Genomic DNA, 24,940 nt, shown 5'->3' on the forward strand with positions numbered 1-24,940 from the left:
ATTGACGAGCAGCAGATCGGTGGGAATGCGTCATTCCTCCTGCCTCGCACGGCCCGAAGTATGGGCGACAGACATGAATGGAGGTCAGCGCGTGAGCAGGTCATACAACGCCGGCATTGTGTCCAGGAAGTTCCCCTGCACCATGTACCCGTGGCCGCCGAAGGCTTGCGGAATACGCGTGACCACGCTCTTCATGTCCCGGTAGTAAAAGCCCGCCTGGGAGGGATGGATGGTGGCATCCCAGTTCGCGGCGCGAAGATCGAAGTTCGCGGTGATCAGCCCTGTGGGTGGGCACCCGATATTCGCGGCCATCGACACTGTTTTCAGGAGCACCTCGGGACCGGTGACCGCTGAGCCCACGTTGAGAACCACCCCGCCGCCCGCGAGCCGGGTGACATGCTGGGCGAAGATACCGAAATCCCGGCCGCTGCAGCCACCCTTGGCCGCGCCATCGAAGTTCGGGTGCTGGTCGATGATGTCCGTGCCGATTGTGGCGTGAACTGTCGCCGGGACCCCAAGCTCCCAGGCGTTACCCAGCAGGCTTATGTCCCGGTGCGGACAGTGCAGACCCAGGGGCTCGCCGGTGGCGATGAGTCGCCCGAGCGCTTCACCGTACCCGATGCGCTCTTCGTTGCCCGCGATCAGTGCCGCGTTCATGTTCAGGCCCGTCTCGTGAGCCATGCCGAAGCTGCCCTCGGGCAGGGCATTGGGCACATTCTCACTGGTCTCACCGATGAGTGCGAGTTCGAAGTCGTGGATCGTCACCGCGCCATTGCAGGCCAGGAGAGTGATGATCCCGCGTTTCATCAGGTCAATCACGAGAGGCGAGAAACCGAGCTTCAGCTGGTGAGCGCCGGTGAAGAAGATCACCGGCAAGTCACGCTCGCGCGCGGCAAGCACGTGCTCGACCACCCGCCGCAGATCATCGTGCGGGAAATGGTCAGCGGCTCCGCCGGCAGATTCAGGGTGCTTCATGCGATCCAGTGTGAGTGTGTTGTTCCTCTCAGCCAGCGGAAACGTGGTGACGCGTGAGAAGTCGAACATCGGGTAGCGTCCGGCGTACTCCATATTGAGTCCTCCTGGTACAACGTGCCTCCGTGGGCATAGGGCAGGCGAGAGAGGCGAATAGTGGAGAGTTCGGCACCAGAACCGCGAACCTGCGCAATCAGCCAGGCGATTCCGTGAGTTCCAGTTCGAGTAGTCTCCAGACACCGCCCGCGGCGGTCACCCTTTTTCTGAGTTCAAGCGGACGGGTGCTGTCGCGCTGCAACTCGTCGGCGGCAGTAAACCTCGCGCGTACCCGTTCGCGAAAAGCCAATTGCCAGCTCACCGGGAACAATGGCACGCGACGGCTCTCCGGCCAGTAGCGCTCGAAGACAATCGGGATTGGCGGGCCTTGAAGCACATGACGCATGCCCGTTCTCGCTGCCAACTGCTCTACGTGGCCGGAGTCCACGGTCACACCGCTGTACGAAGGGGAGTCAATCCAGTAGAGCGTCTTCACCCGCGGAATGTAGAGAGAGACCGTGAGAATGACCGACGCCGGCGCAATGTTGGGTCCCTCCGAGAGAAGCACGGGACGCCCCTGGAGGATGCTCTCGACCAGCGGCGCCATCACGTCGGGCCTGCAGGCCCTGGTGAGCGCCCGCCCTCCAGGCTCCATGAGGCGCGATATGCCCAACTCCAGACCGCCCAGGGCGACGCATATTGAGAGCACGACAAGGACTGCCCGGCTGACTCTCTCACGCACTGCAGCAGGAAGAAGCACACAGAGCGTGCCTGTCAGCGGCGGCAACATGAACCGTCCCAGCGGATTGTTGATGTGGAACCTCGCATTGGTGGAGATCAGCATGGCCAGCGAGACCGCGGTCATGAGTGCACCCACCGCAACCAGCCACCTCTGCGGCTTAGGGATGTTGCGTTGCCTGGCTATCCACCGGATCGACACCAGCCAGGCGACTATCACGAGGAGAGCCGTGAACAGGCTGAGCCCGGTCCGATATGCAGGCCAGAGGGAAGCGTGCCAGGGAAGCGTCGCGAAGCCTTCCAGGAAGCCTCTGAGTGTCCTCACTGTCTCGAGGAAGAGGTCGCCCGTGCCCGGCGCATAGTAGCCACCGATGACCTCGCCGGTAACCATCAGGTTCCGCACAGCCCAGGCTCCCCATATGGGCGCTCCCATAATACCAGGGATGAAGGCGCTCACCAGAACCGGACGGAAGCCGCCCTTCCACTGGATGATGAGCGCCGCCAGACACGCGCAGGCAAGCAGCACCAGGGCATTGTGGCGCGTAAGCCCGGCAAGCCCCCACAGCACTCCGGCCAACAGTGCCGGCCAGACCCGCCCGCAATGTATGGATCGGAGCTGGGCCAGCATAGCTCCCAGCAGCAGGGGCATGAACAGATGCTCGGAGACCACACGGGGCGCCTCCCATATGCTGGGTGCGCTGAGAACATACACGCCCACCGCGACGAACCCGGCGGGAAGACTGCCTGTGGCCGAGACAATCAGCCATCCAAGCAATGCGAGAGACGCCAGTTGCCCGGCAAGATTGAGTCCGAAGAATGCGCGCTCAGCGCCCTCCGCTGTGTTGATGCTGTCCCCCGCGATCAGGGAAATCACGAAGGGGTAAAGAGGTGGCCACCAGCCCCCGCGCACCGTGTCGGGAGGGTCAGCCAGTGTGTCCGGGTTCAGCTGTACCAGCCTGTATCCGAAAACACCCTCATTGTGGATGGTCCGGGCCGCCGACAAATAGCCACAAGAATCCGCCCAGATGATGGGAGCCGAGTGGCAGTAGACGATGACCAGCCACAGCGTTGCCGCCGTCGCGAATGCGGCAACAAGCACGAGACGCTGCCTGGATGTGAGACCGCGGCGCAGCGACATATCGCCCCTCACGTGTGGAATGTAGACTGGTGGATATTCGTCCCGCATCCGTCAGCACCCTCCCCGACGGAGGAGGATGCCTTGTCGCAGTCGAATCAGGCGGGGTCGCGTGAACACGAGAGACGGAAGGCTCGCCATGTCTTCGCCCCTGCCCAACGCCGAACGCCGGACTTTCACCTGCCCACCCGACGGCTCGCGCTGGCCCTACCTGGTGCAGACGCCGCCCACACCAGTGCGTGCGGTTCTGATCTATCTGCATGGCCACTACAGCGACCAGTACCAGGGCATGACCACCGGCATCTACGAGGATGCTTTCGGGAGACTTCGCCGGGAACTTCTCCTGCGGTCGTGGGCCTACGTCTGCCCCTTCTACGGCGGCAATTCGTGGATGGGCCCACTTGCAGAAGCGGGGATGGTGGAGCTGATTGGGATCCTGCGCAGAGAGCACCCGGGAGTGCCGGTGCATCTCATGGGCGGCTCTATGGGCGGGTCGTCGGCAATGGTGTTCGCAGCGCGCAACGCGGCATTGCTGGATGGTGTTGCGGCGCGGTGCCCGGCATGTGACATCGAGGCCTATTACGCTTTCGCGAAAGCATCCAGCAACGGTACGCTGCGGAACATCGCCGAGGCCATACGCCACCACTACACCGCCGGCGAAAGGAACCTGGCCGACGAGCTCGCACAGCGCTCTGCGCTGGCCAATGCCGGCGGACTGACAATCCCCGTCCACATTGTGCATGGCTCAGCGGACACGGTCATTCCCGTTGATTCAACCCGGGAACTGGTCAAGCGGCTGGAGGGGTTAGGCCGCAAGGTCCGCTATCACGAGATCGACGGCGGCCACCATGACTCGCCCATCCTCGGAGTGGACTGGGCGGAGATGCTGGACTTCCTGGGGCCGGAAGGTTGAGGGGGCGACTCGACATCAGCCCGGCAGCGTGTCGGGGTCAGGCGTGCCTCCGGGCAGAAACCTCACTTTCGGGCGCCAGCCGTAAAGGCGCGCGCCGGTCTCCAGGTCCCAGCGGCGCGGGACGGCATCGCCCACAACGTGAATCACCGCGTAAGGCGGGAAGGGCGCGTTCAGCACCGCATCGAAAGCCCTGGCGACGTCCGACCCGTGTACGAGCACATGGTCTGCGACGGGCCCGCGTTTTCCACCGTGGGCCTCGATGTAGACATGCCCCAGCCGTAGGACAGCCACCGGCAGTTTGGTGTCGCGGTGAAAGATGCGGCAGAGCTCCTCGCCGAACCCCTTGGTAATCCCATACAGCCCGCCGCCGTCGGGCCTATGGTCCGAGGTTACCAGTTCGTGGGGCGGATAGTGGTTCACAGAGGACACGCTGCCGGTGTACAGCACCCGCTTGCCACCCGCCTCATGTGCCGCGCGAAGGACGTTGTAGACGCCCTTGACGTGCACATCGAAGGCCCCGTCTGCGTACTCCGCGGTGCCATGCCCCAGGTCTTCGGAGCGCGCGATTGACAGATAGACAACGCAATCCACGTCGGCCACGGCCACCCGAACAGCGTCCAGGTCACGAACGTCCAGGCCCATGAATCGAGGATGGTCCATGGGCCGCACATCAGCGGGGACGACCTCGTGTGCGGCATCCCACAGAGGTACGAGAAGGCTCCCGACGCGTCCCGACGCCCCGACGACCAAGATTCGCATGGTTGCTGGGTCACTTCCGCTGATACGATGTTGGAGGTCCGACGTGCACTTCGGCGAAGAATACGCCAAGCTGGACAGGAATACAAGGCTCTGAGGTGAGACGATGGCCCTTCGCATCTACCCCCTTGTGATCTGCGCCCTGACCTGCTGCGTATGTCTTGCGCAGGACCCTCTCGTCCTCCAGCCCTTCAGCTACCACGAGAGCTTCGAGGAAGATGCGCCAACTCTGGGGCTGTGGGCGAAGAACGGTCCGTCCACCATCAACTTCAGTGGTCCCACCGACGAGATGGCCTTTGATGGGAAGCGCTCGCTGAAGCTGGATGTGACTCTGGAGGGCGGGTCTTACCACTACTTTGGCGTGCCCGTACGCGTTCCAGCGGCGGGGAAGCTGAAGCTAACGGCCCGGGTGCTGGTGGCACCAGGAACCACGGCGAGTGTGGGCTTCGGCACCAACATGACCTATCCGCCCACACACCATTCGGGTTGCGGCCCGGACCGGAGCTGGGACAAGCCGACCGACGGTTGGCAGCTTGTGGAGATCGACCTCGTGGACAAAGGTATCTCCGGCAAGAATAGCGTCATTGCCAGACACACAGCCACCACAAGCGGCGAAGACGTGGGCGCATATCTTGACCGCTGGTCCCTGTTCATCCTCGGGGGCGAGGGTAAGCGTGCGGTCGTCTACGTGGACGACGTTCGCATCGAGGGGGAAGTGCCCTCGGAGGCAGACTACAACCGCTACATTGGGCAGCGCTGGGAGCAAGCAAAGGAACGCTTCTCGGCACTGATTGCAGACTGGCGGGCGCGCCTCGCCGAAGCCGAGAAGGCCTTGGCAGCACTCCCGGCGGTACCGGAAGAGTTGGCGCCGAAGGTGCAAGCAATCCGCGATGAAGTGGCCCGTGGCAGCAAGCTCATCGACGACGTTGCGGCTCGTGGTTACTGCTCCCGCGAAGAAGTGGACAGCATAGAGGCGGCTATCCGGGTGCTTCGCCACGGCCCCGAGACCGTCGCTGCCATGATCCGCGGGATCGAGTCAAACCAGCCGTACTTGCTGTACGCCCCAAAACCTATCACCAATGAGCGCCTCATCTCCCAGGTCTTTCCCATCCCCGCGCGGCCCGCGACGGACCTGGCCTGCGCAGGCTGTCCGGGTGAGTTTGAATCCTTGTCGATCGCGGTCCAGGCGCTCAAGCCGGTGGCAGGACTGACGATAGCGGTGTCCGACCTCATCGGCCCGGCGGGGACAATCCCAGCGTCTGTCGTGGACGTGTACGCGGTGAAAGTCTGGTACCAGGCCGGGCGCGGGATTGGAGACCTGAAGAACAAGACCCTCGCGCCCGAACTGCTGCTGAAGGACAGTGACCTCGTGCGCGTGGACCGCGAAGCCGAGACGAACCTCCTGCGCAGCACCCATGAAGATGGAACCGAAGAGTACCTGCTGTGCAGCGACGTTGCGAACCCCGACCTTGATCGAGCGCGACCGGTGGATGCTACCACCCTCCAGCCCGTGGACCTCGACGCCGACGATCTGCAGCAGTTCTGGCTGCGCATCCAGATCCCGGCAGACGCGGCGGCGGGAGTGTACACCGGGCAGGTCAGCGTCAAGAGCGGCGACGGTGAGCAGGCGATCCCGCTCAGCATCACCGTTCACCCCTTCGTGCTTGCGCCATCGCGGCTGATCTACTCCATCTATTATCGGGGGCGATTGTCTCCCGACGGTGAGCCTACCATCGGTTCGGAACTCAAGTCAGAGGAGCAATACCTGGCCGAGATCGAGGACATGCGAGACCACGGGGTGCTTTACCCCACCAACTATCAGGGATGGGACGACCAACTGCTGCCACGCGTGCTCGAACTGCGCCAGAAGGCCGGTCTACCCACCGAGCATTTCTTCAACCTCGGCCTCGGTACGGGCAATTCGGTTGAACCAGCCAGGCTGGCGGCGCTCGCGAAGGACGTGCAGAAATGGCTCGATCAGTGCCGGCGGTTCGGCTACCGCGACATTTACTTCTACGGGATTGATGAGGCAACCGGTGAGCGTCTCACATCACAGCGAGCCGCCTGGAAGACAGTGCAGGACGCAGGCGGCAAGACCTTCGTGGCAGGCTACAAGAAGACCTTCGAAGCCATGGGCGCGCTGCTCAACTGCGCGGTCCTCGCGGGGAAGCCGGACATCGAAGAGCGCGACAAGTGGCACAGCGTCGGCTCGCTGGTATTCACCTACGCCTTTCCGCAGGTAGGCAATGAAGAGCCGGAGACGTACCGCCGCAACTTCGGCCTCGCTCTCTGGAAGGCCGGGTTCGACGGGGCCATGGACTACGCCTACCAGCACGGATTCGGCCACGTCTGGAACGACTTTGACAGCCCCCACTACCGGGACCACAACTTCACCTACCCCACGGTGAACGGCGTTATCGGCACCGTACAGTGGGAAGGGTTTCGGGAAGGCGTGGATGACGTTCGCTACGCTACCACGCTGGAACTGGCCATCCAGAATGCGCCCGCAGACAAGGCGGACCTTGCTCGGCAGGCGCGCGAGTGGCTGGATGCGGTGGACCCTTCGGGCGATCTGGATGCAATCCGCGCCGGGATGGTGGAGTGGATCGGAAAACTGAAGTGAGCGGCTACCCCAGGTCCAGCAGGTCCGTGAAGGTCTCGCGGAACCGGGTGAAGCCCTGGTACGCGAAGCCCCACATGGAGCCACAGACGAAGAACGTGGCGCCTTGGTCCATGCGCCTGCGGGCCGCATCTGCGTCAGCGACCGGGATGCCCCACCACTTGCCATGCTTTTCGGCAGCACGGGCGGTCTTCTCGACCGCAGCCTCGGTGAGGGGCCTGTCTGCGCTCCACTCGTCATAGCGCAGGCTCAGGTCGCCTGGTCCGACGAAAAGCAGGTCCACGCCGGGCACTGCTGCGAGGGCATCCACGCTGTCCACTGCTGCGGGTTCCTCGATCTGGATGCTGAGGACGATGTCACGGTTCACCTGCTCGGCGTAGTCTTTGAGGGGCATCCATCCGAAGCGTGCCGGGGGCTCGACGCCATCGGCGCTGCGATTGCCCTCGGGCGGGAACTTCACCTCTCGCACGAAGGCGGCAGCCTCCTCCGGGGTATTGCAGTGGGGGAGCATGAGCGAAGTCGCTCCCATCTCCAGCCCGCGGCAGTGGCTCTCGGCGTAGCATTTTCGCACGCGGACCATGGGGTCGATTCCCCCGGCGCGACAGGCGAGGCACAGTCCGGCGATCACCGTGTCCGTGTAGTTCTGATGCTCCTGGTCGATCCAGATTCCGTGGTAGCCGGCCATCGCCGCCATCTCGACGAACCGGGGTTCGACAGCTGGGGTCGGAGCGAACAGTACCACGGGCAGGTTCTCGGAAAGCCGCCGGCGGATGATGCTGGGGACGATATGCATGGTCGCGAGTGTCCTCCGTAGCGTGGGTTAGTGGGTAGTTTCGACGCCCTTGTCGGAGTGCCCTCTTCCCTCCGGAACCCGGCGGATACAATTGAGCATTCCCCAAGTTTGGACGACGCAGTTTCACAGAAAATTCCCTTGGAACATGGGTGAAACTGTGTTTGTTCTTACTACGATCCCAAAGGGGAGACGGAATCATAGCTTAGCGATAGCCAAATCAGAGTGTAGTTTCATTCTTGACTTTTCGAAGGTCTATGCTGTAATCTGCCCGAGTACCGGGGCGATTGGCTTGGCCGTCGCCCCGCTGTGTTGCAGACAGGTACTGCAGTACTCCATTCGCCACAGTCGTTGCACTGGGGCCAAACCGAAGCGGAGGTGGCTGTTGTGGCAGACCTGAACCTCGTTGCTCTCACCGGTTTCGCGACGCGGGATGCCACACTGAGACAGAAGTCGTCCGGCCAAGTCAAGGCGGAGTTCAGCTTTGAGGTGGATCGGCCTTTCTACCGCTCCACCGGCGAACCCGTGTCCGATCTGTTCCTCGTGGACGTGTGGGAGGAGTTGGGGCGTTGGGCAGTGGACAACATCCGTGAGGGCACTCGTCTCCTGGTGCTTGGCACTCTGAACAAGGAAAGCTACACCACGCGAGGCGGCCGCGAGCACCTGACCATCGTCAAGGCCAAGTACATCCGCCCTCTGGGCGAGAGCCTTCTGGATGGCCAGGTGGACGCAGAGGAGCTCAAGCAGGACTGCTGGGATCGCGACATGCTGGTGACCACGGTGCAACTGCTCGAAGGGGCGCTGCTCGGCGCCAATGGGTCCTCCGCCGACGCAGACTACGAAGACAGCGAAGAGTACTGATCGATCCACGCTTTGACCCTGGCGGCCGCCTGCGATACAGTAGGCGGCCGCTTCGTTTTGGTGTAGACTAAGGGCGGTCGCACGTGCGGCCGGCCGGAAGCGGCGGCATCTCTCCAGATCCACCCCGACTGCCCACCATGACTGACACGGCACCCGAAATCTGCGTTGCCGCGCTGGAGTCCGAGCCGCGACGGGTGATTCTGCACCTGCGCGACGTGGGCGGTGATCTGCACGCCTGGTCCCTTCCCAACCGGGGCAGCGACGGCGAGAAGGACCGTGCCCTGCGCGACTTCATTCTGGCATGCGGCGAGGCGCGGCTGGCCTGTTTCCACGCGGAAGAGCTGTCGAAGCACCTGTCGCGGCCAGAAGTGCTGCCCCTGGCCCGGAGGCTTCTGGGCCGTCTGGAAGACCTTCGCGAACAGGCGATGATCTGGCTGCCGCTGGAGCCCGAGTACAGCCTGGAAGCCCTCGTGCCGCGGATCACCGAGACCAGTCTGCCCGAGGTGCTGGCGCGCACAGTGGAAGTGCTGGCTCTGGTGGAGCGAGCGGTCAGCGCCGCTGACCCGTACCTGCTGGAGGCGATGGCGCCGGTACTCGCGACAGAGTCAGCCTTCGCGCGGGTGCCCTGGCCACGGGGCGCCGCGACCTCGGCCAGCGTACTGCAGCTCGCGAAGGCGCTCCCGGACGTTCCGGAGCGGCGTAAGCGCGAGGGTCGCAATGACGACATTCCTGGCGACATCCGGGACATCACCATCCAGATGCTGTCTCCGGGGGGCATGCTGGAGCAAGTTCACCCCGCGTACGAACATCGGCAGGGACAGGTGGACATGGCGGCGGAAGTGGCCGACGCCATGCGCGACAGCCGGTTCCTGGTGGTGGAGGCGGGCACCGGTGTGGGTAAGTCGCTAGCGTACCTGATCCCCGCGATACTGTGCGCCCGACGCGAAGATCAGCCAGTGGTTATCTCGACCAACACCCGTAACCTTCAGGAACAGCTCATCGACAAGGACATCCCGTTACTTCATCAGGCCCTGCCCATCGATTTCGAAGCGGCGTTGCTCAAGGGCCGGGGCAATTACCCCTGTCTGCGGGCGCTGATGGCCTTCGCGAGCGACGCAGCGAACTCGCTCATGCGCGGGGAACGGCTGGCCGCAGCGTATGTCATGTCCTGGCTGGTTGCGTCTGAGGGCGGGGACGTGGCGGAGCTCAGCCCTCATGCCCTGGAACTATTGCCGGAGATCAACCGGGCAGTGGATCGAGTGCGGTCGCAGGCAGACGCGTGCATCGGCCGGAACTGCTCGCATTTCAATTGTTGCCCGGTTCAGGTGGCGCGAGCATGGGCACGTCGCGCAGACATCATCGTCTCAAATCACGCGCTGACTCTCGAGGACACCAAGGCGCCGATCCTGCCCAAGTACACGCGCCTGGTGATCGACGAGGCACAGAACCTTGAGAATGTGGCCACCGAGAACCTGAGTCTGGAGTTTTCCAGCTACGGTGCGAACCGCCTGGTGCGGTCCTTGGTGGAAGAGCCCGGCGGGTTTGTCCCCGCTTCCCGACGCAGGCTTGAGGAACAGCATGACAGCCCCCGTAGACAGGCCGCTCTCGACGCGCTGGAGCTGGTCAAGCCCGCGGTCAGCCTCTTTGAAGACGCAGTGGGGCAGTTCGGGGAGATGCTCTTCGAGTTCTGCTTCATCGCCGGCACCGATCAGCAAGCGCGCGACCGGGCGACGGTGCGGCTGGTGGATGAGATCCTCGCGGCAGATGAGTGGCTGGAAGTGCTGGAGCTGGGCGACGCCGCCATCGAGGCCGGGGCTCAACTTGCGGCGCGGCTGGACGCATTCTCGGTGGCGCTCGCAGATCTCGACGTGTCCGCCACACTGGGAAGCGAGGGCTTGAAGACCGACGCCGAAGCCGTCCGAATGCGGGTTGCCGAGGCCATACGGGCGTTGCACACGGTCCTGCACTCCCCGGGCGACCATGTGCAATATGTGGTCTGGGCGGAGGCCTGGACGGGACGTCGAGGCGATTCCTGGGCGCTGCAGGCGGCGCCGGTGGATGTGGGCCCGGTGCTGGAAGAGACCCTCTACTCCACCAAGGAGACCATCGTCTTCACTTCCGCGACTATGACCGTTGACGGTGCCTTCAGTTACTTCCGCCAGCGCCTTGGCCTCGACGAGCACCACGAGAAGCTGGTCGAAGTGAGCGTACCTTCGCCCTTTGATCTGACCGAGCAACTGCTCCTGTGCATCCCGCAGGATATTCCGGAGCCATCCGACCCGGCCTACAACCAGGCGATTATCGACGCCCTGGGCCAGATCTGCCAGGTGACAGAGGGCGGCACGCTCGCGCTGTTCACCGCTCGGAACCGCATGATCCAGGCATTCGAGGCGCTGGAAGAAGACCTGCGCTCGTTGGACATGACGCCACTGTGCCAGGATGTGTCCGGCCCGCGCTCTGCGCTTCTGGAGCGTCTGAAAGCCGATCCACGAGCGGTTTTGTTCGGCCTGAAGAGCTTCTGGGAGGGCGTTGATGTGCCGGGGCGTGCGTTGCGGTGCGTGGTCATCACCAAGCTGCCCTTCGCGGTGCCGAACGACCCGATTATCCAGGCGCGTCAAGAAGATGCCGCGCGGCGTGGGTTGGACCCCATGAACGAGTACTACATCCCCGAGGCGGTGGTGGGGTTCAAGCAGGGCTTCGGACGACTGATCCGCACCCGAACGGATACGGGCGTGGTCTTCGTGCTGGATCGGCGCGTCCTGACCAAGGGGTACGGGCGCCGATTCTTTCAGTCTATTCAGCGGTGCGAACTGACCCGCGAGCCCCTGGAAGACTGTCTTGCACGCGCCGCGGGCTGGCTGGGTAAACGGTAGCGTACAAGTGGCACTGCTTCGGAGAGCAGTGTGTGATGATCGGCAAATCTGGTGAGGCGAGCCATGGAACTGCTTCTCAAGGACGACCGGTGGTGTTTCGCTTGTGGGCATCACAATCCCCACGGCCTGCACCTGCAGGACATCCACCTCGAAGACGACTCCTGCGTCTGCACCTTCACACCCGAGAAGTGGCACCAGGGCTGGGCGGATATCCTTCACGGCGGCATCACCTCAACGCTGCTGGACGAAGTGATGACCCACCTCATCTATCGGCGCGGGTTCGACGCGGTCACGGCGGAGATGACCGTGCGGCTGAAAGCACGCATCCCCATTGGCGAGCCCCTTCGGGTGGAAGCCCGGTTCTCCCGGGTGCGCGGGAAGTTCGCAGAAACCGAAGGTCTGCTGATGCTCGCGGACGGGACGACGGCGGCGACCTCAACGGCCAAGTTCTTCATCAGCCCGCGGGAACTGGACGGCCCGACGGTGCCGATCCTCACCCTTGCGGGCCGGCGCGCGGTTATCTTCGACCTGTTCGGCACGCTGGTGCCAGTGTTCGACCGCGCCAGCTACTTCGCGGTACTCGACGACTGCGCGGATGCCTTGGGCATTGAGCGCGAGATTTTTCGGGACACGTTCCGGGCCGATGCCGCGATGCGCACCAAAGGACAGTGGACAAACCTGGAACAGAATCTCGCGGACATAGCACGGCGGCTCGGGCACGAGGTAAGCGCAGATACGGTTCGGCAGGCAGCGGACATCCGTGCGGCGTATACCCGGGAGCATCTGATGAACCCGCACCCGGACGCACTCAAGGCGCTGGCACGTCTGCGCGAAGCCGAGGTGCCGGTGCAGGTGATTAGCGACTGCTCCCCCGAGACCCCACCGCTGTGGCTGGAATCACCGCTGGCCGAGTTCGTGCCCGACCCGGTGCTGTCGTGCGTCGTTGGCATGCGCAAGCCGGACCCGGCGATCTACGCTCTGGCCTGCGAGCGTCTCGGAGCAGACCCGCGCGAAGTGGTCTACGTGGGCGACGGTGACAGCGAAGAGCTCCCGGGCGCGCAACGGCAGGGCATCTTCGCGGTTTGGGTTGATCGCGGGGAGACCAGCGCATTCCGTACCGCGCAGCACACCGAATGCCAGGCGGTCGTGCATAGCCTCGACTTCATCCCTGTGCTCTTGGGCATCGAAAAGGTGCCGGGCTGAGCGCAATGGCATTCGACTCCCTGACACTGAAGCGAATCGCGGCAGACATCCGGCGCCTGGCAACGGGCACCCGGGTACAGCGTGTGTTTGCAGTGTCCGGCAGCGAGGTTGCCTTGGAACTGCGGCGCCGGCTGCCCAGGCCGCTCCTGCTGCTGTCTTGGTCGCCCGAGTTCGGCCGCGTCCATTTGTGCAGGGATGCGGAGCCATCGCCGGTGATCCAACTCCCCTTCAACGAGCTGTTGCGCAAACACATCCGCGGCGCAACGATCACTGATTGCCGGCAGGTGGGGTTCGACAGAGTCCTGGAAATCGACTTCGCCAACTGCGCGGGCCTGGGACCGCACTCGCGAGCCACCCTGGTGGCCGAGATCATGGGGCGTCGTTCGAACCTGATCCTGCTTGATGGGGACCGTGAGGTCACCGGGTGCGCGAGGCACGTTGCCGCGCGGACGAACCGCTATCGCGAGACGCTGCCGGGGCTGGAGTACGTGCCGCCGCCGACCTTCGACCGCATCGACCCGCATGTGGTTACCCCGGACCGGCTAATCTGCGCGACCGGCTCGGGCGAAACGGTCTGGGACATGCTGCGGGCCACGCTGATGGGCGCCAGCGAGATCTTCCTGGACGAGACCTGCGCGCGCAGCGGGCTGGACCCGAAGGCTCGGCCCGCGGATCTGCCGCCGGCGTGGGCAGAAGCAGTCTGCCGGGCAATGCAGGAGCTCCTCGGGGTGGCAGAGGCCGAGGGACCGGGATACGTATACATCCGTGAAGATCGGCCGGAGCTCCCGGAATTCGCGTGGCCAATCCGGCTGATCAGCCACCCCGAACTGGTGCCTGTGGAGACGGATGACCTGTCCGAAGCGCTGGAAGAACTGGTGCACCTGCGGCAGGTCGCCCGGACGGTCGGGGACCGCAGGGAGCGTCTCAGGAGCCTGGCCGGCAAGGCGCTCAAGAAGGCCCAGGCACGGGAAAACGAGCGCCTGCGAGCGCTGAGCGAAGCCGGGGATGCGGGGAAGCTCCGGCGGCACGGCGAGCTGATTCTCGCGAATATACATGCAATCCCGGCGGGGGCGGCGGAAGTGACGGTGAACGACTATTACGAGCCGAACGCTCCGGAGGTGACCCTCAGTCTCGATCCACACTACTCAGCCCAGCAGAATGCACAAGCGCTGTTCGCGCGGTACAAGCGGGCCCAGCGCATCCTGGAGCGCGTCCCGCCGTTGCTGGAGCAAGCAAGGATGGAGCGCGGCTACCTGGAAGGCGTGTTGGAGCAGATCGCCCTGGCGCGGACGTCTGAGGAACTGGATCAGATCGAGCACGAACTGTTGCGAGAGGGTTACGTGGGCGACCAGGCCCGAAAGCGAAGCAGGCCGCCGCGGGTGGGGGCGGTGGAGCCGGCACGCACCCAATCGAGTGACGGCTTTGCAATCCTGTACGGGCGAACCGGGCCGCAGAATGACGCCGTCATGCGGGCGGCGAACCCGGATGACCTTTGGTTCCACGTCAAGGAGGGCCCTGGCGCTCACGTGGTGGTGCGCACGAACGGACGGCCAGAGAGCGTCCCGGAGAACACTATTCGAGAGGCGGCGGAACTCGCGGCGGGCCTGAGCAAGTGGCGCACCGACAGCCGGGCTGATGTCAACTACACCCAGGCCCGGCACCTGCGCAAACCTCCCGGAGCCCCGCCGGGATTCGTGACCTATACCGATTTCCGGACGGTCACAGTTCGGCCGAAGGGACCGAAATCGGGATCGGGTGCGTGCTGATGGCGCCCCGCTAGCAGTGGTGCCGCTGCTGATGGCAAAGGTGCCCGTCGTCCAGCGGGGCCCTGGCCGATCCCCCGGGGTTCCTTAGCGCCGCCACGGGGGAGGATCGCCCGCCGCCATGAAGGCTCTGCACGCCACCGCCTGCATCTCCGGGTCCACGCCGATGGCTTCGTTGGAACCGTAGTAGCCGGCGATGAACCCGCCTCCTTTCGCCGCCAGCTTGTCCACGTACTCCCAGGCTGCGGCCTCGATGATCGCTGCATCCCCGGTCTGAAGGGTCGTCTGAATATCCACGGGGCACCAGAAATGCATCTTCCCGCCGAAGTTTTCGGCCAGGAAGTCGATCCCGTGCAGTTCTGGCTGATCAAACTGGCAAACGTCGATCCCGACCTCCAACCAGTCGGCGATCACGTCTTTCACGTAGCCGCAGGAGTGGAACCAGACTGCAAGGCCGCGGGAGTGGGCCACATCGCACAGGCGCTTGAACACGGGCTTGAAAATCTCACGGAATGACCGTGGCGATACGAGAAGCCGGTCCTGGGTGCCCCAGTCTTCCCCCGTCATGATCCCGTCCACGCCGGCATCTGCCAGACCGATGATCTCGGCCTCTACCACATCCGCAACCCGATCGAGCAGGCGGCGCACCCGCTCCGGCTCTCCGGCAACGTCGGCCAGGAAGTTCTCCATGCGCCGCATGTACCGGGCCACATTGAAGGGCCAGTTCGTCCCACCGAGAACATAGTAGCCTTCATCGTGGAAGGCTGCTGCCCGCTCTTTCGCGGCCTGGTAGAGCGCGGGATCATCGACGCGTGGAAAGTCGTAGTCATCCAGCTGCGACCAGTCATCCTGGATCACCCCGCGGGTGACCTCGCCTTTGGTGATATTCTCCAAGCGACCCCAGGTGTTGCCCCACTCGTCGATCATCTCCCAGGTTCCATCGGGCTTTTGCTCCCAGCCGCGGGCCCGGGAGTTTGGGGCCCCGGCACGACCGACATGGCGGACGTCGCTGGGGAAACCGCCGCCCATGGCGTAGGGGATGCGGTCTGGGGACGCGAATTCCAGGCTCTTGCGCACAATCTCGCGGGATGTCACCTTTGGCTCAGACCTCCAAGCGCCCGTTCGGGCGGAATGAGTGTCCCTTTCCCCGTGAGTGGGCCGCGAACCTCTGCCCAGACTGAGGAGGGCGACCGACGACCTGGCGGGAATTGCTCTTCTACCACGAGGGAGGCAAGCAATGAAAGCGACTACGCTCTGGGCGGCAATGGTATCGGTGGTGCTCATGTGCTCAGCGGCCGGCTCGGCAGTGACCCGGACGGCCGAGGGGGCGGCGCTTACAGGCGAGGGCTACTCGGTGGTTTTCGGTGCGCGCGATGGGGCCATCTTGCGGGTGTGCATCGGATCGCGCCCGGCCATCGCGGGAAGCGGCGAGTTCGGCCTGTGGCAGGCGAAGTTTCAGGACGGGACGGTGATCAGTGCCGCGGATTTCGCCCAGCCGGCCGCGAGCAAGAGCTTCCGGATGACCCCGGATGGCGACGGTCTGCGGCTGGCCTATCGGTGCCCGGAGATCGATGTGGAGGTCCGGGCGAGGGCCACCGCGGACGGTGTGTCTCTGAGCGCCCGCATGATGCCCCACACAGCCGTGCTCATGGACTTCGCCATCCCTGCGCGCATGCGGTTTGACCCGAAGACCACGAAGCGGCTTATCAGCCCGGCCAATGGTAACAGCTCCGTAGGAATGGCGCTGAATGGACGTTTCTTCAGCGAGCAGCCCACGGACCGACCCTCGGGATGGAGTCCCAAGGCATCCGGTCCGAAGGGGTACATCGCGCTGCTCGGAGGCCCCCTGGACCAGCGACCGGACAGGGACCCTCCCACGACCCTGAAGGTCACGGATGAGGGCCGAGAGTGGCTCGGGGCATCGGTGGCCGATCGCGCCGAAGGCACACAGGCGCGCGTGAATCGGCCCCCCACCCGGGAGCAGGTTGACCTGGTGCTGGTAGATTCTCCCAACGGCCCCTACCTATCGGCGGCGCATCTCGGCGGAGAGGGCTTTCTGTGGCGTATCGGCGGCGGTGTGGGCCGCGATGAGGCGAACCTGTCCCGGGCCATGATCCGCCGGGTAGTGGAGCGCCTGGCTGCTTCAGCTCCCGGCGGCAGGACGAAGCTCGGCCTGCTGGCGCTGGTGAACTCCCCCATGCGCGGCGGATGGTCGGATGTGTCGCTAGACGACTGGCGCGACGAACTGCGGCAGGTCGGCGCGGTGAAGGCCGGCAAGATCGAGTTCGTGGAACTCGACAGCGCGGCTGCGATGATCCAGGCAGTCCAATCCGGCGACTTCCTGGCGATTCTGAACCCGTATGGCGAGTGGGCTCCGGTGCCCGAGGAGGGCGGGATGGACGCCACCGTCAGGGCTGTGGGCGAGTACGTGAAAGCCGGCGGGAACTGGTTTGAAGTGGGCGGCTACCCGTTCTTCTACGAGATGCGGCCCATGCGGTACATGAGCACCGAGAGCACCTACCCGGCAGCTTTCGCGGACTTCTTCCATCTGGAGACCGAAGGCGGCCAGCTCGCGGTTTACCGGGCGCAACCCTTACTGGATGAGCCTTGGCAGGCCGAAAGGGGCACACCATCCTGGTTCACCCCGGGGCGGTTAGCCTGTGGCGGCGACCAGAGCGGCGGGTACTTTGACCGGCCATTCGCGACCTATGTGCTACCGGAGCAGGCCTGGAGCGCACCGACCGTGATCCTCCAGGTCGGCGCGGATCCCGGGGCTGCACTTGCGGCGTACTGCCAAGCAAACGGAATCTCGCGCCGTCTCGACGAAAAGATGAGCCCGGAAGTGCTGGAGAAGTTCCGCAACGCCGTCCTCTTGTATTACGCGGGGAACTGCGTGGACAAGACCGAATACCTGGACCGACTCCCCGTCCCCACGCTGCTGCATTTCGCGGAGTATCTGAAGGGCGGTTTCGACAAGCAATACCCGGATCATCTCCCGCCGAACCCCAACTTCGGGACGGGTGCGGACTTCCGGGCGTTCTTCGACCGGGCCCACCAACTGGGGCACCTCATCATGCCCTACACCAACCCCACCTGGTGGTGCTACGACCCCAAGGGCCCGACTTTCCAACGAGAAGGTGAAGAACCGCTCCTCAAGCGGCTGGATGGGAGCTTGTCTCACGAGCAGTACGGGAACAACCCGGGATACACCGTTTGCCACTGGCACCCGGCGGTGCAGGCGGCCAATCGCGAAGTGGTCCGGCAGTTCAGTGAAGACTACCCCGTGGACATTCTCTTCCAGGACCAGTGCGGAGCGCGGGGCTGGCAGTATGATACCAACCCCGCATCCCCCTCGGTGGACGCGTACACCGCCGGGCTAATCTCCATGATCCAGGAAGACTGCGAGCGAAAGCCGCTGTCTACCGAAAGCGGCTGGGACCGGGTGGTGAACCACGAGGCCCAGTTGTGCGGCATGAGCTGGGGTCTGGTCCCCACCGAAGGCGGCCCCACCTGGCGGCAACTCACCAAATACGTCTACCATCCATCGACGTGGTCGGTCTTCCCGGTGGCCCAATACATCGCTCATGACAAGTGCTCCATGGTCCACCACGACCTGGGGCAGTTCGTCACCAACCGCGAGACGCTCTCCTGGACCCTGGGATTGGGTTTCGGGCTCAGCTACCGAGTCAGCGCGGCCTCGCTGGACCGCGATCAGATTCGGGGCTGGCTGGAGTGGCTGGATCGCATCCAGAAGTCGGTCTGCTCGAAATACGTGGGCGAGCCGCTGGTGTCTTTCGAACATGACCGCGGACCGGACCCCACGACCGCGGATGACGGAATCATCCGTGCGCAGTACGGGCCGGTGAAGATCACTGCGAACCTGGGGCCGGCAGCACGGGTCGAGAACGGCGTACGCATCGCTCCGTACGGATTTGTGGCGAGCGCGCCCGGAGTTCTCGCCGGATGCGTTGAAAAGGAAGATGGCGGCGAGCCGGTGGAGTTCGTGTCGCAACAAGATGGGCAGCGCACCCGGGTGTGGGTGTACTCGCGGGAGGCGCGGGAAGTCACCGTGCCTCTCCCAGATGGTGCAACCCGGACGGTGAGCATCCCCTTGCGGCCGCGAGCGGAGCGTATCTTGCCGCCGGATGAATTGGCCAAACTGGCTCCGGTGAACTGGCCCGGAGAAAAGCCCTACATCGGCGTGTTGGATTTTTCGGGCGTACGTCCGAGCTGGACGTCCATTCAGCCGGTAGACTGGTTGCGTGCACTGGAGAGGTCGCGGCTTGCCGAGGAGTTCGGACTGTCGGTGGTCCGTATCACCGGCAGCGAAGCGCTGTATGAGGCACTGAAGGCCGAGCCGCGCAAGTGGTTGGCCATTGTGAACCCGTACGGGGAGACTTTCCCTTCGCCCGGACCGGGACGGTGGAAGGACGGGCTCAGCGCGATCCGGGATTACGTGAACAGCGGTGGGATCTGGTGCGAAACCGCCGGGTACAGCTTCTACAATGCGATCTGGCAGGACGGAAACGTTTGGAAATCCGAGTCCGTCGGCCCCCAGGGCATGGGCATCATGGGCCTGCCCATTGGCGGCGGAGAAGTAGATGCCCCGGGCGAGCCGCTGACCGTGCCGGACGGGGCGCAGCGGTGGCTGGGTGCTGATCTTGCCGGCGCCGTCGCGCGCCTCACGAGCCCCGTGAACCGCGCTCTTCCGCGGGGCCCCGAGGATCCCGGCCATGTCGCCCTGGTTGCCGGGCGAAGTGAGGACTTCATCGGCGGCTACCGGCTGGACGGTTGGGGCTGGCTGTGGCGCGTGGGCGGGTTCAACCCCAACCCGGATGTGGCAGTGCCGGTGATGGTGAAGGCATTGGAGTTCATCGCGACGAACCCGGTACAGCCCATTCCAGCCGCGTACATCAAGACGCTCTGGTCTTTCGATTTCTGAGCATGACAGCCGGGAGGACATGATGCTGAGATTCATCGCTGCAATCGGGGTGGTTCTGGTGACGGCGGCCTGGGGAGACCTCACCTGGGACTTCGACTCTCCGGACGAGTTGATGAGCGTGAATCACGTGGAAGGCGGCGGGGTTAGCAAGGGGCTGGTCTTCGGCCAGACCAGCTGGGACCCGTACATATACATGCGTATGCCCGAACTGGGGCACAATGTGAGCGAACTGCCGTATCTCACAGTCCGCATGTACTCTTCCGAAGACGCCGACTCGCTGGCGGTGTACTACAAATGCACCGATGGTCTGTGGGGCCTGGGGAATACGCTCCCGGTGAAGAAGGGCTGGGCCATCTACCGTGCCGATTTGCGCGAGGCGCTGTGGACCGAGTCCGGCATGGCCGCCGAGGCCCGACAGTGGGGTGGGCGCAACAAGCAGGTCATCATGCTGCGCATCGACCCCGGCAACCAGGACGGGCGCTGGGTGGTGGTCGACCGGGTGACGCTGTCCACCGAGCCCGGCGGCGAACTGGGCATCGAACTTGAGCCCCGGGGGACCGCGCAAGGGGCGACTGTCCAGGTCCCGGCGGAAGTCCAGGCGGGAGAGGGGATTCCGGCCGAGTTCTCGTGCGCTGTCAGCGGCGAGGGCAGGCCAGAGAGAGGCAACCTTCTACTGGCCATCACCGGGCCGAAGCGGGTCCTGCAGGTTCACGTTCTGCCGGTTGACCTGGCGCGGGATGAACTGCGATTGCGGGATCTGTTCCCGACCTCAAAGTACTCCTTCGGCGGAGACATGACCGTCACCGCGCGGGTCCTGGAACTGGATGGCGAAGCGCAAGCGAATGCTCCGGTGAGGGTCGTGAACCCAATGGTCGGCAAGCAGACGCCGCCGGTCACCGAAGTGCGTGACTTCAACGGCGACCCCTGCCTCTACGTAAACGGCAAGGCGGAGCCGCTCATCACTTACCTGCACCATGGTGGCGAGGCCGGCAAGCTGCACGGTGAGATGCGCCAGACGGGCATCCACGTCTTCTCGGACTGGTTCGGCGCCTCTGTGGCAGGCGATCTTGGACGCAGCGAAGACGGCGAGTATGACTATGCGCGGTTCGATGACTACTTCACGACCGTCCTCGAAGCGGTGCCCGAGGCCCGGTTCCTGCCCCACATCGGCGTGGTGGCGCCGCTCTGGTGGCAGAAGCAGCACCCGGATGAGTGCTGTGTACTCGCGAACGGCGACCGGTGGCCCAGTTCCATGGCATCGAAGCTCTGGATGCAGGAGATGTCCGCCGACCTGCGCAAGCTCATCGAGCACCTGCGCAAGGCGCCTTACGCGGACCGAATCCTGGGGTATATCTTCTACGCCGGGTACACCGCGGAGTGGCAGAGCTGGGGCACCTGGCAGGCATCTGTGTGCGACTACAGCCCGCCGGCGGTCAACGGTTTCCGCGCCTGGCTGCGTGAGCGGTACGGCACGGAAGAAGCGCTCCGCAAGGCCTGGGGAAACGCCGAAGTGACTTTCGCGACCGCCGCTGTGCCGCCCGCGGAACGCCGCCTGGAAGCCGGGGATTTCCTCCTGGACCCCGCGAAAGATCGGCAGGTCATCGATTACAACCTCTACAGCAGCGACTTCATTGCCGATGCCATTTGCCACTTCGCCCGGGCGACCAAGGAAGCGGTGGATGGGTCGCAGATTGTGGGCACCTACTACGGTTACATGGCGGCCCACGGCGCGAGGCAGCAGGTATGCGGGCACAATGCTCTGGCCCGGGTTCTGGCATCCCCGGACATCGACTTCCTCATGAGCCCGCCGATGTACGCACACCGGAACATCGGCGAGACCAGCACCTTCATGTCCGCAACGGAGTCGGTAAAACTCCACGGCAAACTGTGGTTGGACGAGTCGGACCTGCGGTCGTACCTGTCTGACCCGGGGGCTGGCTATGGCCGTACGAAAACGCCGGAGCATTCGGTGGCCACCACCTGGCGAGAGTTCGCAAACGTGGTCACCCGCAAGGCCGGGGTGTCATGGTTCGACATGTCCGGTGGGTGGTTCTCCGGGCAGCCCATGCTCGACGCTTACCGGCGGCAGATGGAAATCATCGGCCGCATCTTCACCCACCGCCGCCCGTACACGGCGGACGTGGCGCTGTTCGTGGATGAGCGCAGCTATGCCCACTATCGGCGCTCGAATCTCACCAATGTAATGGTCCAGGAGACCGTCTCCAGGATGCCCGAGATGGGCGCGACGTGGGACATGTACCTCAAGTCGGACCTGGGCAACCCTGCACTGCCTGCGTACAGGCTCTATGCGGTGCTGAATGCGACCTGCATGGACCCTGACACGGCCCGGAAGCTGTTAGAGAAGGCACGGGCGGAGGGGGCCACCGTCCTGTGGGTGTACGCGCCCGGCTACAGCACCGATTCCGGCTTCGATCACTCGCGGCTGGAGCGGGTGACCGGGATGCAGGTTCAGGTGCAGGCGGAGGGCTCCGGCGGTGCATACCGCATAGAACCGGGAACGCGCTTTGCGGCCGGCATTGAGGCCAGTGCGCTGCTGGGCCCGGAGACCACCGTGTCACCGCGATTCGCCATTATCGACGCCGAAGCAGAGCCCATCGCGCGCTACTCCGACAGCGGACAGGTGGCCATTGGGCGGAAGATCGTTGACGGTGTTCCGGTGATCTACTGCGCGCCGGTGGCTATGCCGATCCCCTTGTGGCGCAATATCGCCCGGGAATGCGGCGCGCATATCTGGCTAGATACCGGCGACGGTCTCTACACCGACGGGCAGTATCTCGCTGTTCACGCGGCTGCGGACGGGACGAAAACCGTGCGCATCCCCGGGCCTCCCCGAAACGTGGAGAATCTGGTGACCGGCGCGAAGCTAGCCGAGAGCACCAATGAGATCACCCTCGAGATGAGAATGGGCGAGACGGTGAGCCTTTACCTCACGCCGGCTAAGTGAACCTGAGACGGAGGAACCGCGCATGGAGTTGTACTGGGGCGATATGCACGCCCAGTTCAAACCGCAATGGCAGCCCGAGGGCGACTGGGAGCAGGTACTGCGCCGGGCTTTCGAAAGCGCCCGTGGGCACATCGACATTTTCCCGCCGGTCTACTACCCGGCCTTTTTCTACAACACGCCCGAGGGGCTCCATGTGGAGACGGTGGGCATGCGGCCGGAGTTCGCCGAAGAGTGGGAACTAGTCAAGCGCCTGGTGCGCGAGTACAACGCCCCCGGCGAATTAATCTCATACCCCGCGTATGAGTGGACCGGCGACCGCACCCGCTGGGGTGACTGCAACGTTTTCTACAACGAGGACGACCCGCCGCTGGACCTGTCAATGGAGATTGAGCACTTGTTCGCGAACCTCAACAGGCACCAGGCCATCGCCATCCCGCATCACACCGGATACCTCGTGGGACAGCGCGGCAAGGACTGGAGCCACCACAACGAGCGGCTCTGCCCGGTGACCGAGATCTTCTCATGCCACGGGTCGTCGGAGGGCTGTAACACGCCCTTCGGAATGGTCAGCAACGCCCAGATGGCTCCGAGGGTGTCAGGCGGAACGGTCCAGGACGCCCTGGCCCAGGGTATCAGGACCGGCATCATAGCTTCCGGGGACAACGGGAGCGGTTTCCCGGGGCGCTGGGGAACCGGGCTGATGGGCCTGTGGGCTCCAGAACTCACTCGCGATGCCGTGTGGGAGGCCCTGAAAGCGCGGCGCACATACGGGGTGACGGGCGACCGCATCCAACTCATGTTCGCAATCAACAATACGTTCATGGGCGACGTTCTTCGCGAGCCGCGCCACTGCCTGGTGCGGGCGAAGCTCGACTGCACTCAGGCGCTGGACCGCATCGAAGTCATCCGGGACAACCGGGTAGTACACACTCACTGCCACAATGGCACCTGGACACCGCCGACCCATGGGACGATCCGCGCGAAGATCCCGGTGGAATTCGGCTGGGGACCGGCGGGCTTCCACGGGTTCAAGACCGGGCGCGCTGAATGGAGGGGCAGCTTGCGCGTAACGTGCGGGTCGGTTGTCGGTGCCGAAGGATGCTTCACCACCCACGGCAACCGTATCGACCGGGTGAGCGACGGTGAGATGAAGTTCACGATCACCACCCAGGACCGGCAGGGGCCGGCGGTCACCGCCACCAGCCAGCAGACGATCGTTTTCGAAGTGCGCAGCCCCGTGGCCGAGCCGATAATCCTGGAGGTTGATGGGAAGGTAATGAACTTCCGCCTCCTGGAAGCCCTGAAGCGGTCGGCGCTTATCGTCTTCCTCGAGGAATCGCGGGAGCGAGTGCGGGAGCAGTTCCGAATCGATCCGGACACGGTGGAGAACCCGGATGTCTTCTACCACAACGCACACATCGTCAAGCGGCATACGGCGATCCCCGAGGCGGGTTATCGGTTCGAGATGGAATGGGATGACCCGGAAGGACCGCGGGGCAAGCATTTCTATTATCTGCGGGTAAGCCAGCTCAATGGCCAGATGGCATGGTCGAGCCCGATCTGGGTGGAGGGCAGTCAGAGCTGATGACCGAGATCGTGGTCACCACTTCGGTAGGCGCCACCGGAGAGAGCCTGGCACGAGCACAGGAAGCCGGGGAGTTCCTGGGCGCGCGGGTCGTACCCCGCAATCGCCGCGGCCTGGCGAAGCTCTGCGAACAGGAAGGCGCCGAGGGAGTGCTGGTTGTTGGCTCCAGAGATGTGTATCACGAGCCTGCCAGTGGCTTGGAATTCTTCTTCCACCCGAATCTCGCGAAGATGCGCATCGGCAATATGAAAGGCGGCAAGCCCGACCACCTCGTGTCCGCCATGGGGCTGCGAGAGGGGGATCACGTGCTGGACTGCACCCTGGGTTTTGCAGCGGAAGCCATCGTCTGCGCGTGGGTGGTGGGGGAGTCCGGTCGCGTCGTGGGACTTGAGAAGTCGCCGATCATCGCGTTCCTCGCGATCCAGGGTCTGCAGCGCATGGAGACGGTCAGCAAGGCCTTCACTGCGCTCATGCGGCGCATCGAAGCGATCCACGTCGACCACAGGGAGTACCTGCCCAAGTGTGCTGATAGATCCTTCGATCTGGTCTATTTCGATCCGATTTTCGACGAGCCCATCAGGAAGTCCCAGAGCATGGCGCCGCTGCGAGCCGTGGCGGAGCGCGAGCCACTGAGCGGAGAGGCGGTACGCGAGGCGGTGCGTGTCGCCCGGCGGCGAGTGGTGATCAAACAACGCCGGAACACCGAACTCTGGAGCCGGATTCCAGTCACCCGCATTGCGGCGGGTCCCGGGAGCCGGGTAGAGTACGGGGTCATTGAGTTAGGGTAA

At 64.2% G+C, this 24,940-nt stretch carries 15 protein-coding genes; 10 read left to right on the forward strand and 5 right to left on the reverse strand.

Features of this window, described 5'->3' with window-relative positions; translation table 11 throughout:
* Positions 1 to 84: 84 nt before the first annotated feature.
* Complete coding sequence (locus HPY44_10575; protein NSW56451.1) at positions 85 to 1,068, reverse strand: hypothetical protein; 984 nt, start codon at positions 1,066 to 1,068, stop codon at positions 85 to 87.
* Positions 1,069 to 1,165: 97 nt separating this feature from the next.
* Positions 1,166 to 2,884 carry a hypothetical protein gene (locus HPY44_10580; protein NSW56452.1) on the reverse strand — a complete coding sequence of 573 codons (1,719 nt, stop codon included), beginning with the start codon at positions 2,882 to 2,884 and terminating at the stop codon, positions 1,166 to 1,168.
* Between the two features lie 136 nt (positions 2,885 to 3,020).
* Between HPY44_10580 and HPY44_10585 the strand changes: the two genes are divergently transcribed.
* Positions 3,021 to 3,794, forward strand: a complete 774-nt coding sequence (locus tag HPY44_10585) for an alpha/beta hydrolase (GenBank protein ID NSW56453.1) — start codon at positions 3,021 to 3,023, stop codon at positions 3,792 to 3,794.
* 15 nt (positions 3,795 to 3,809) lie between these two features.
* Here HPY44_10585 and HPY44_10590 read toward each other — a convergent pair whose 3' ends face one another.
* Positions 3,810 to 4,553: an NAD(P)-dependent oxidoreductase gene (locus tag HPY44_10590; protein NSW56454.1), complete on the reverse strand. Its 744-nt coding sequence runs from the start codon at positions 4,551 to 4,553 to the stop codon at positions 3,810 to 3,812.
* Positions 4,554 to 4,656: 103 nt separating this feature from the next.
* Here HPY44_10590 and HPY44_10595 point away from each other — a divergent pair, with 103 nt between their 5' ends.
* Complete coding sequence (locus HPY44_10595; protein ID NSW56455.1) at positions 4,657 to 7,173, forward strand: hypothetical protein; 2,517 nt, start codon at positions 4,657 to 4,659, stop codon at positions 7,171 to 7,173.
* 4 nt (positions 7,174 to 7,177) lie between these two features.
* On the opposite strand, the gene HPY44_10600 is transcribed toward HPY44_10595, so the two are convergent.
* Positions 7,178 to 7,963 (reverse strand): hypothetical protein, encoded by a 786-nt coding sequence (locus HPY44_10600; GenBank protein ID NSW56456.1) that lies wholly within the window; start codon positions 7,961 to 7,963, stop codon positions 7,178 to 7,180.
* Positions 7,964 to 8,347: 384 nt separating this feature from the next.
* Here HPY44_10600 and HPY44_10605 point away from each other — a divergent pair, with 384 nt between their 5' ends.
* The 4 genes from HPY44_10605 to HPY44_10620 all read left to right on the forward strand — a co-directional run bounded on the left by HPY44_10605 (position 8,348) and on the right by HPY44_10620 (position 14,663).
* Positions 8,348 to 8,821, forward strand: a complete 474-nt coding sequence (locus HPY44_10605) for a single-stranded DNA-binding protein (GenBank protein NSW56457.1) — start codon at positions 8,348 to 8,350, stop codon at positions 8,819 to 8,821.
* Between the two features lie 137 nt (positions 8,822 to 8,958).
* On the forward strand, positions 8,959 to 11,694 hold the full coding sequence (locus HPY44_10610; protein NSW56458.1) for a hypothetical protein: 2,736 nt from the start codon (positions 8,959 to 8,961) through the stop codon (positions 11,692 to 11,694).
* 63 nt (positions 11,695 to 11,757) lie between these two features.
* The gene (locus HPY44_10615) at positions 11,758 to 12,897 is read left to right on the forward strand and encodes an HAD hydrolase-like protein (protein NSW56459.1); all 1,140 of its coding nucleotides are present in this window, start codon (positions 11,758 to 11,760) and stop codon (positions 12,895 to 12,897) included.
* Positions 12,898 to 12,902: 5 nt separating this feature from the next.
* Positions 12,903 to 14,663 (forward strand): fibronectin-binding domain-containing protein, encoded by a 1,761-nt coding sequence (locus HPY44_10620; GenBank protein ID NSW56460.1) that lies wholly within the window; start codon positions 12,903 to 12,905, stop codon positions 14,661 to 14,663.
* An 84-nt stretch (positions 14,664 to 14,747) separates the two neighbouring features.
* On the opposite strand, the gene HPY44_10625 is transcribed toward HPY44_10620, so the two are convergent.
* Positions 14,748 to 15,755, reverse strand: a complete 1,008-nt coding sequence (locus HPY44_10625) for a hypothetical protein (GenBank protein NSW56461.1) — start codon at positions 15,753 to 15,755, stop codon at positions 14,748 to 14,750.
* Between the two features lie 142 nt (positions 15,756 to 15,897).
* Here HPY44_10625 and HPY44_10630 point away from each other — a divergent pair, with 142 nt between their 5' ends.
* Genes HPY44_10630 through HPY44_10645 form a run of 4 tightly spaced genes read left to right on the forward strand, consistent with a single transcriptional unit; the run spans position 15,898 to position 24,940 of the window.
* Entirely contained in the window at positions 15,898 to 19,602 is a 3,705-nt protein-coding gene (locus HPY44_10630; protein NSW56462.1) for a hypothetical protein, read from the forward strand.
* Positions 19,603 to 19,621: 19 nt separating this feature from the next.
* The gene (locus tag HPY44_10635; GenBank protein ID NSW56463.1) at positions 19,622 to 22,567 is read left to right on the forward strand and encodes a beta-galactosidase; all 2,946 of its coding nucleotides are present in this window, start codon (positions 19,622 to 19,624) and stop codon (positions 22,565 to 22,567) included.
* A gap of 22 nt (positions 22,568 to 22,589) precedes the next feature.
* A complete protein-coding gene (locus tag HPY44_10640; protein ID NSW56464.1) occupies positions 22,590 to 24,152 on the forward strand; it encodes a DUF3604 domain-containing protein in 1,563 nt (520 codons plus the stop codon).
* Complete coding sequence (locus HPY44_10645) at positions 24,152 to 24,940, forward strand: class I SAM-dependent methyltransferase (GenBank protein ID NSW56465.1); 789 nt, start codon at positions 24,152 to 24,154, stop codon at positions 24,938 to 24,940. Before HPY44_10640 ends, HPY44_10645 begins: the two co-directional genes overlap by 1 nt.

The organism is Armatimonadota bacterium, assembly GCA_013314775.1.
Lineage (GTDB): Bacteria > Armatimonadota > Zipacnadia > Zipacnadales > JABUFB01 > JABUFB01.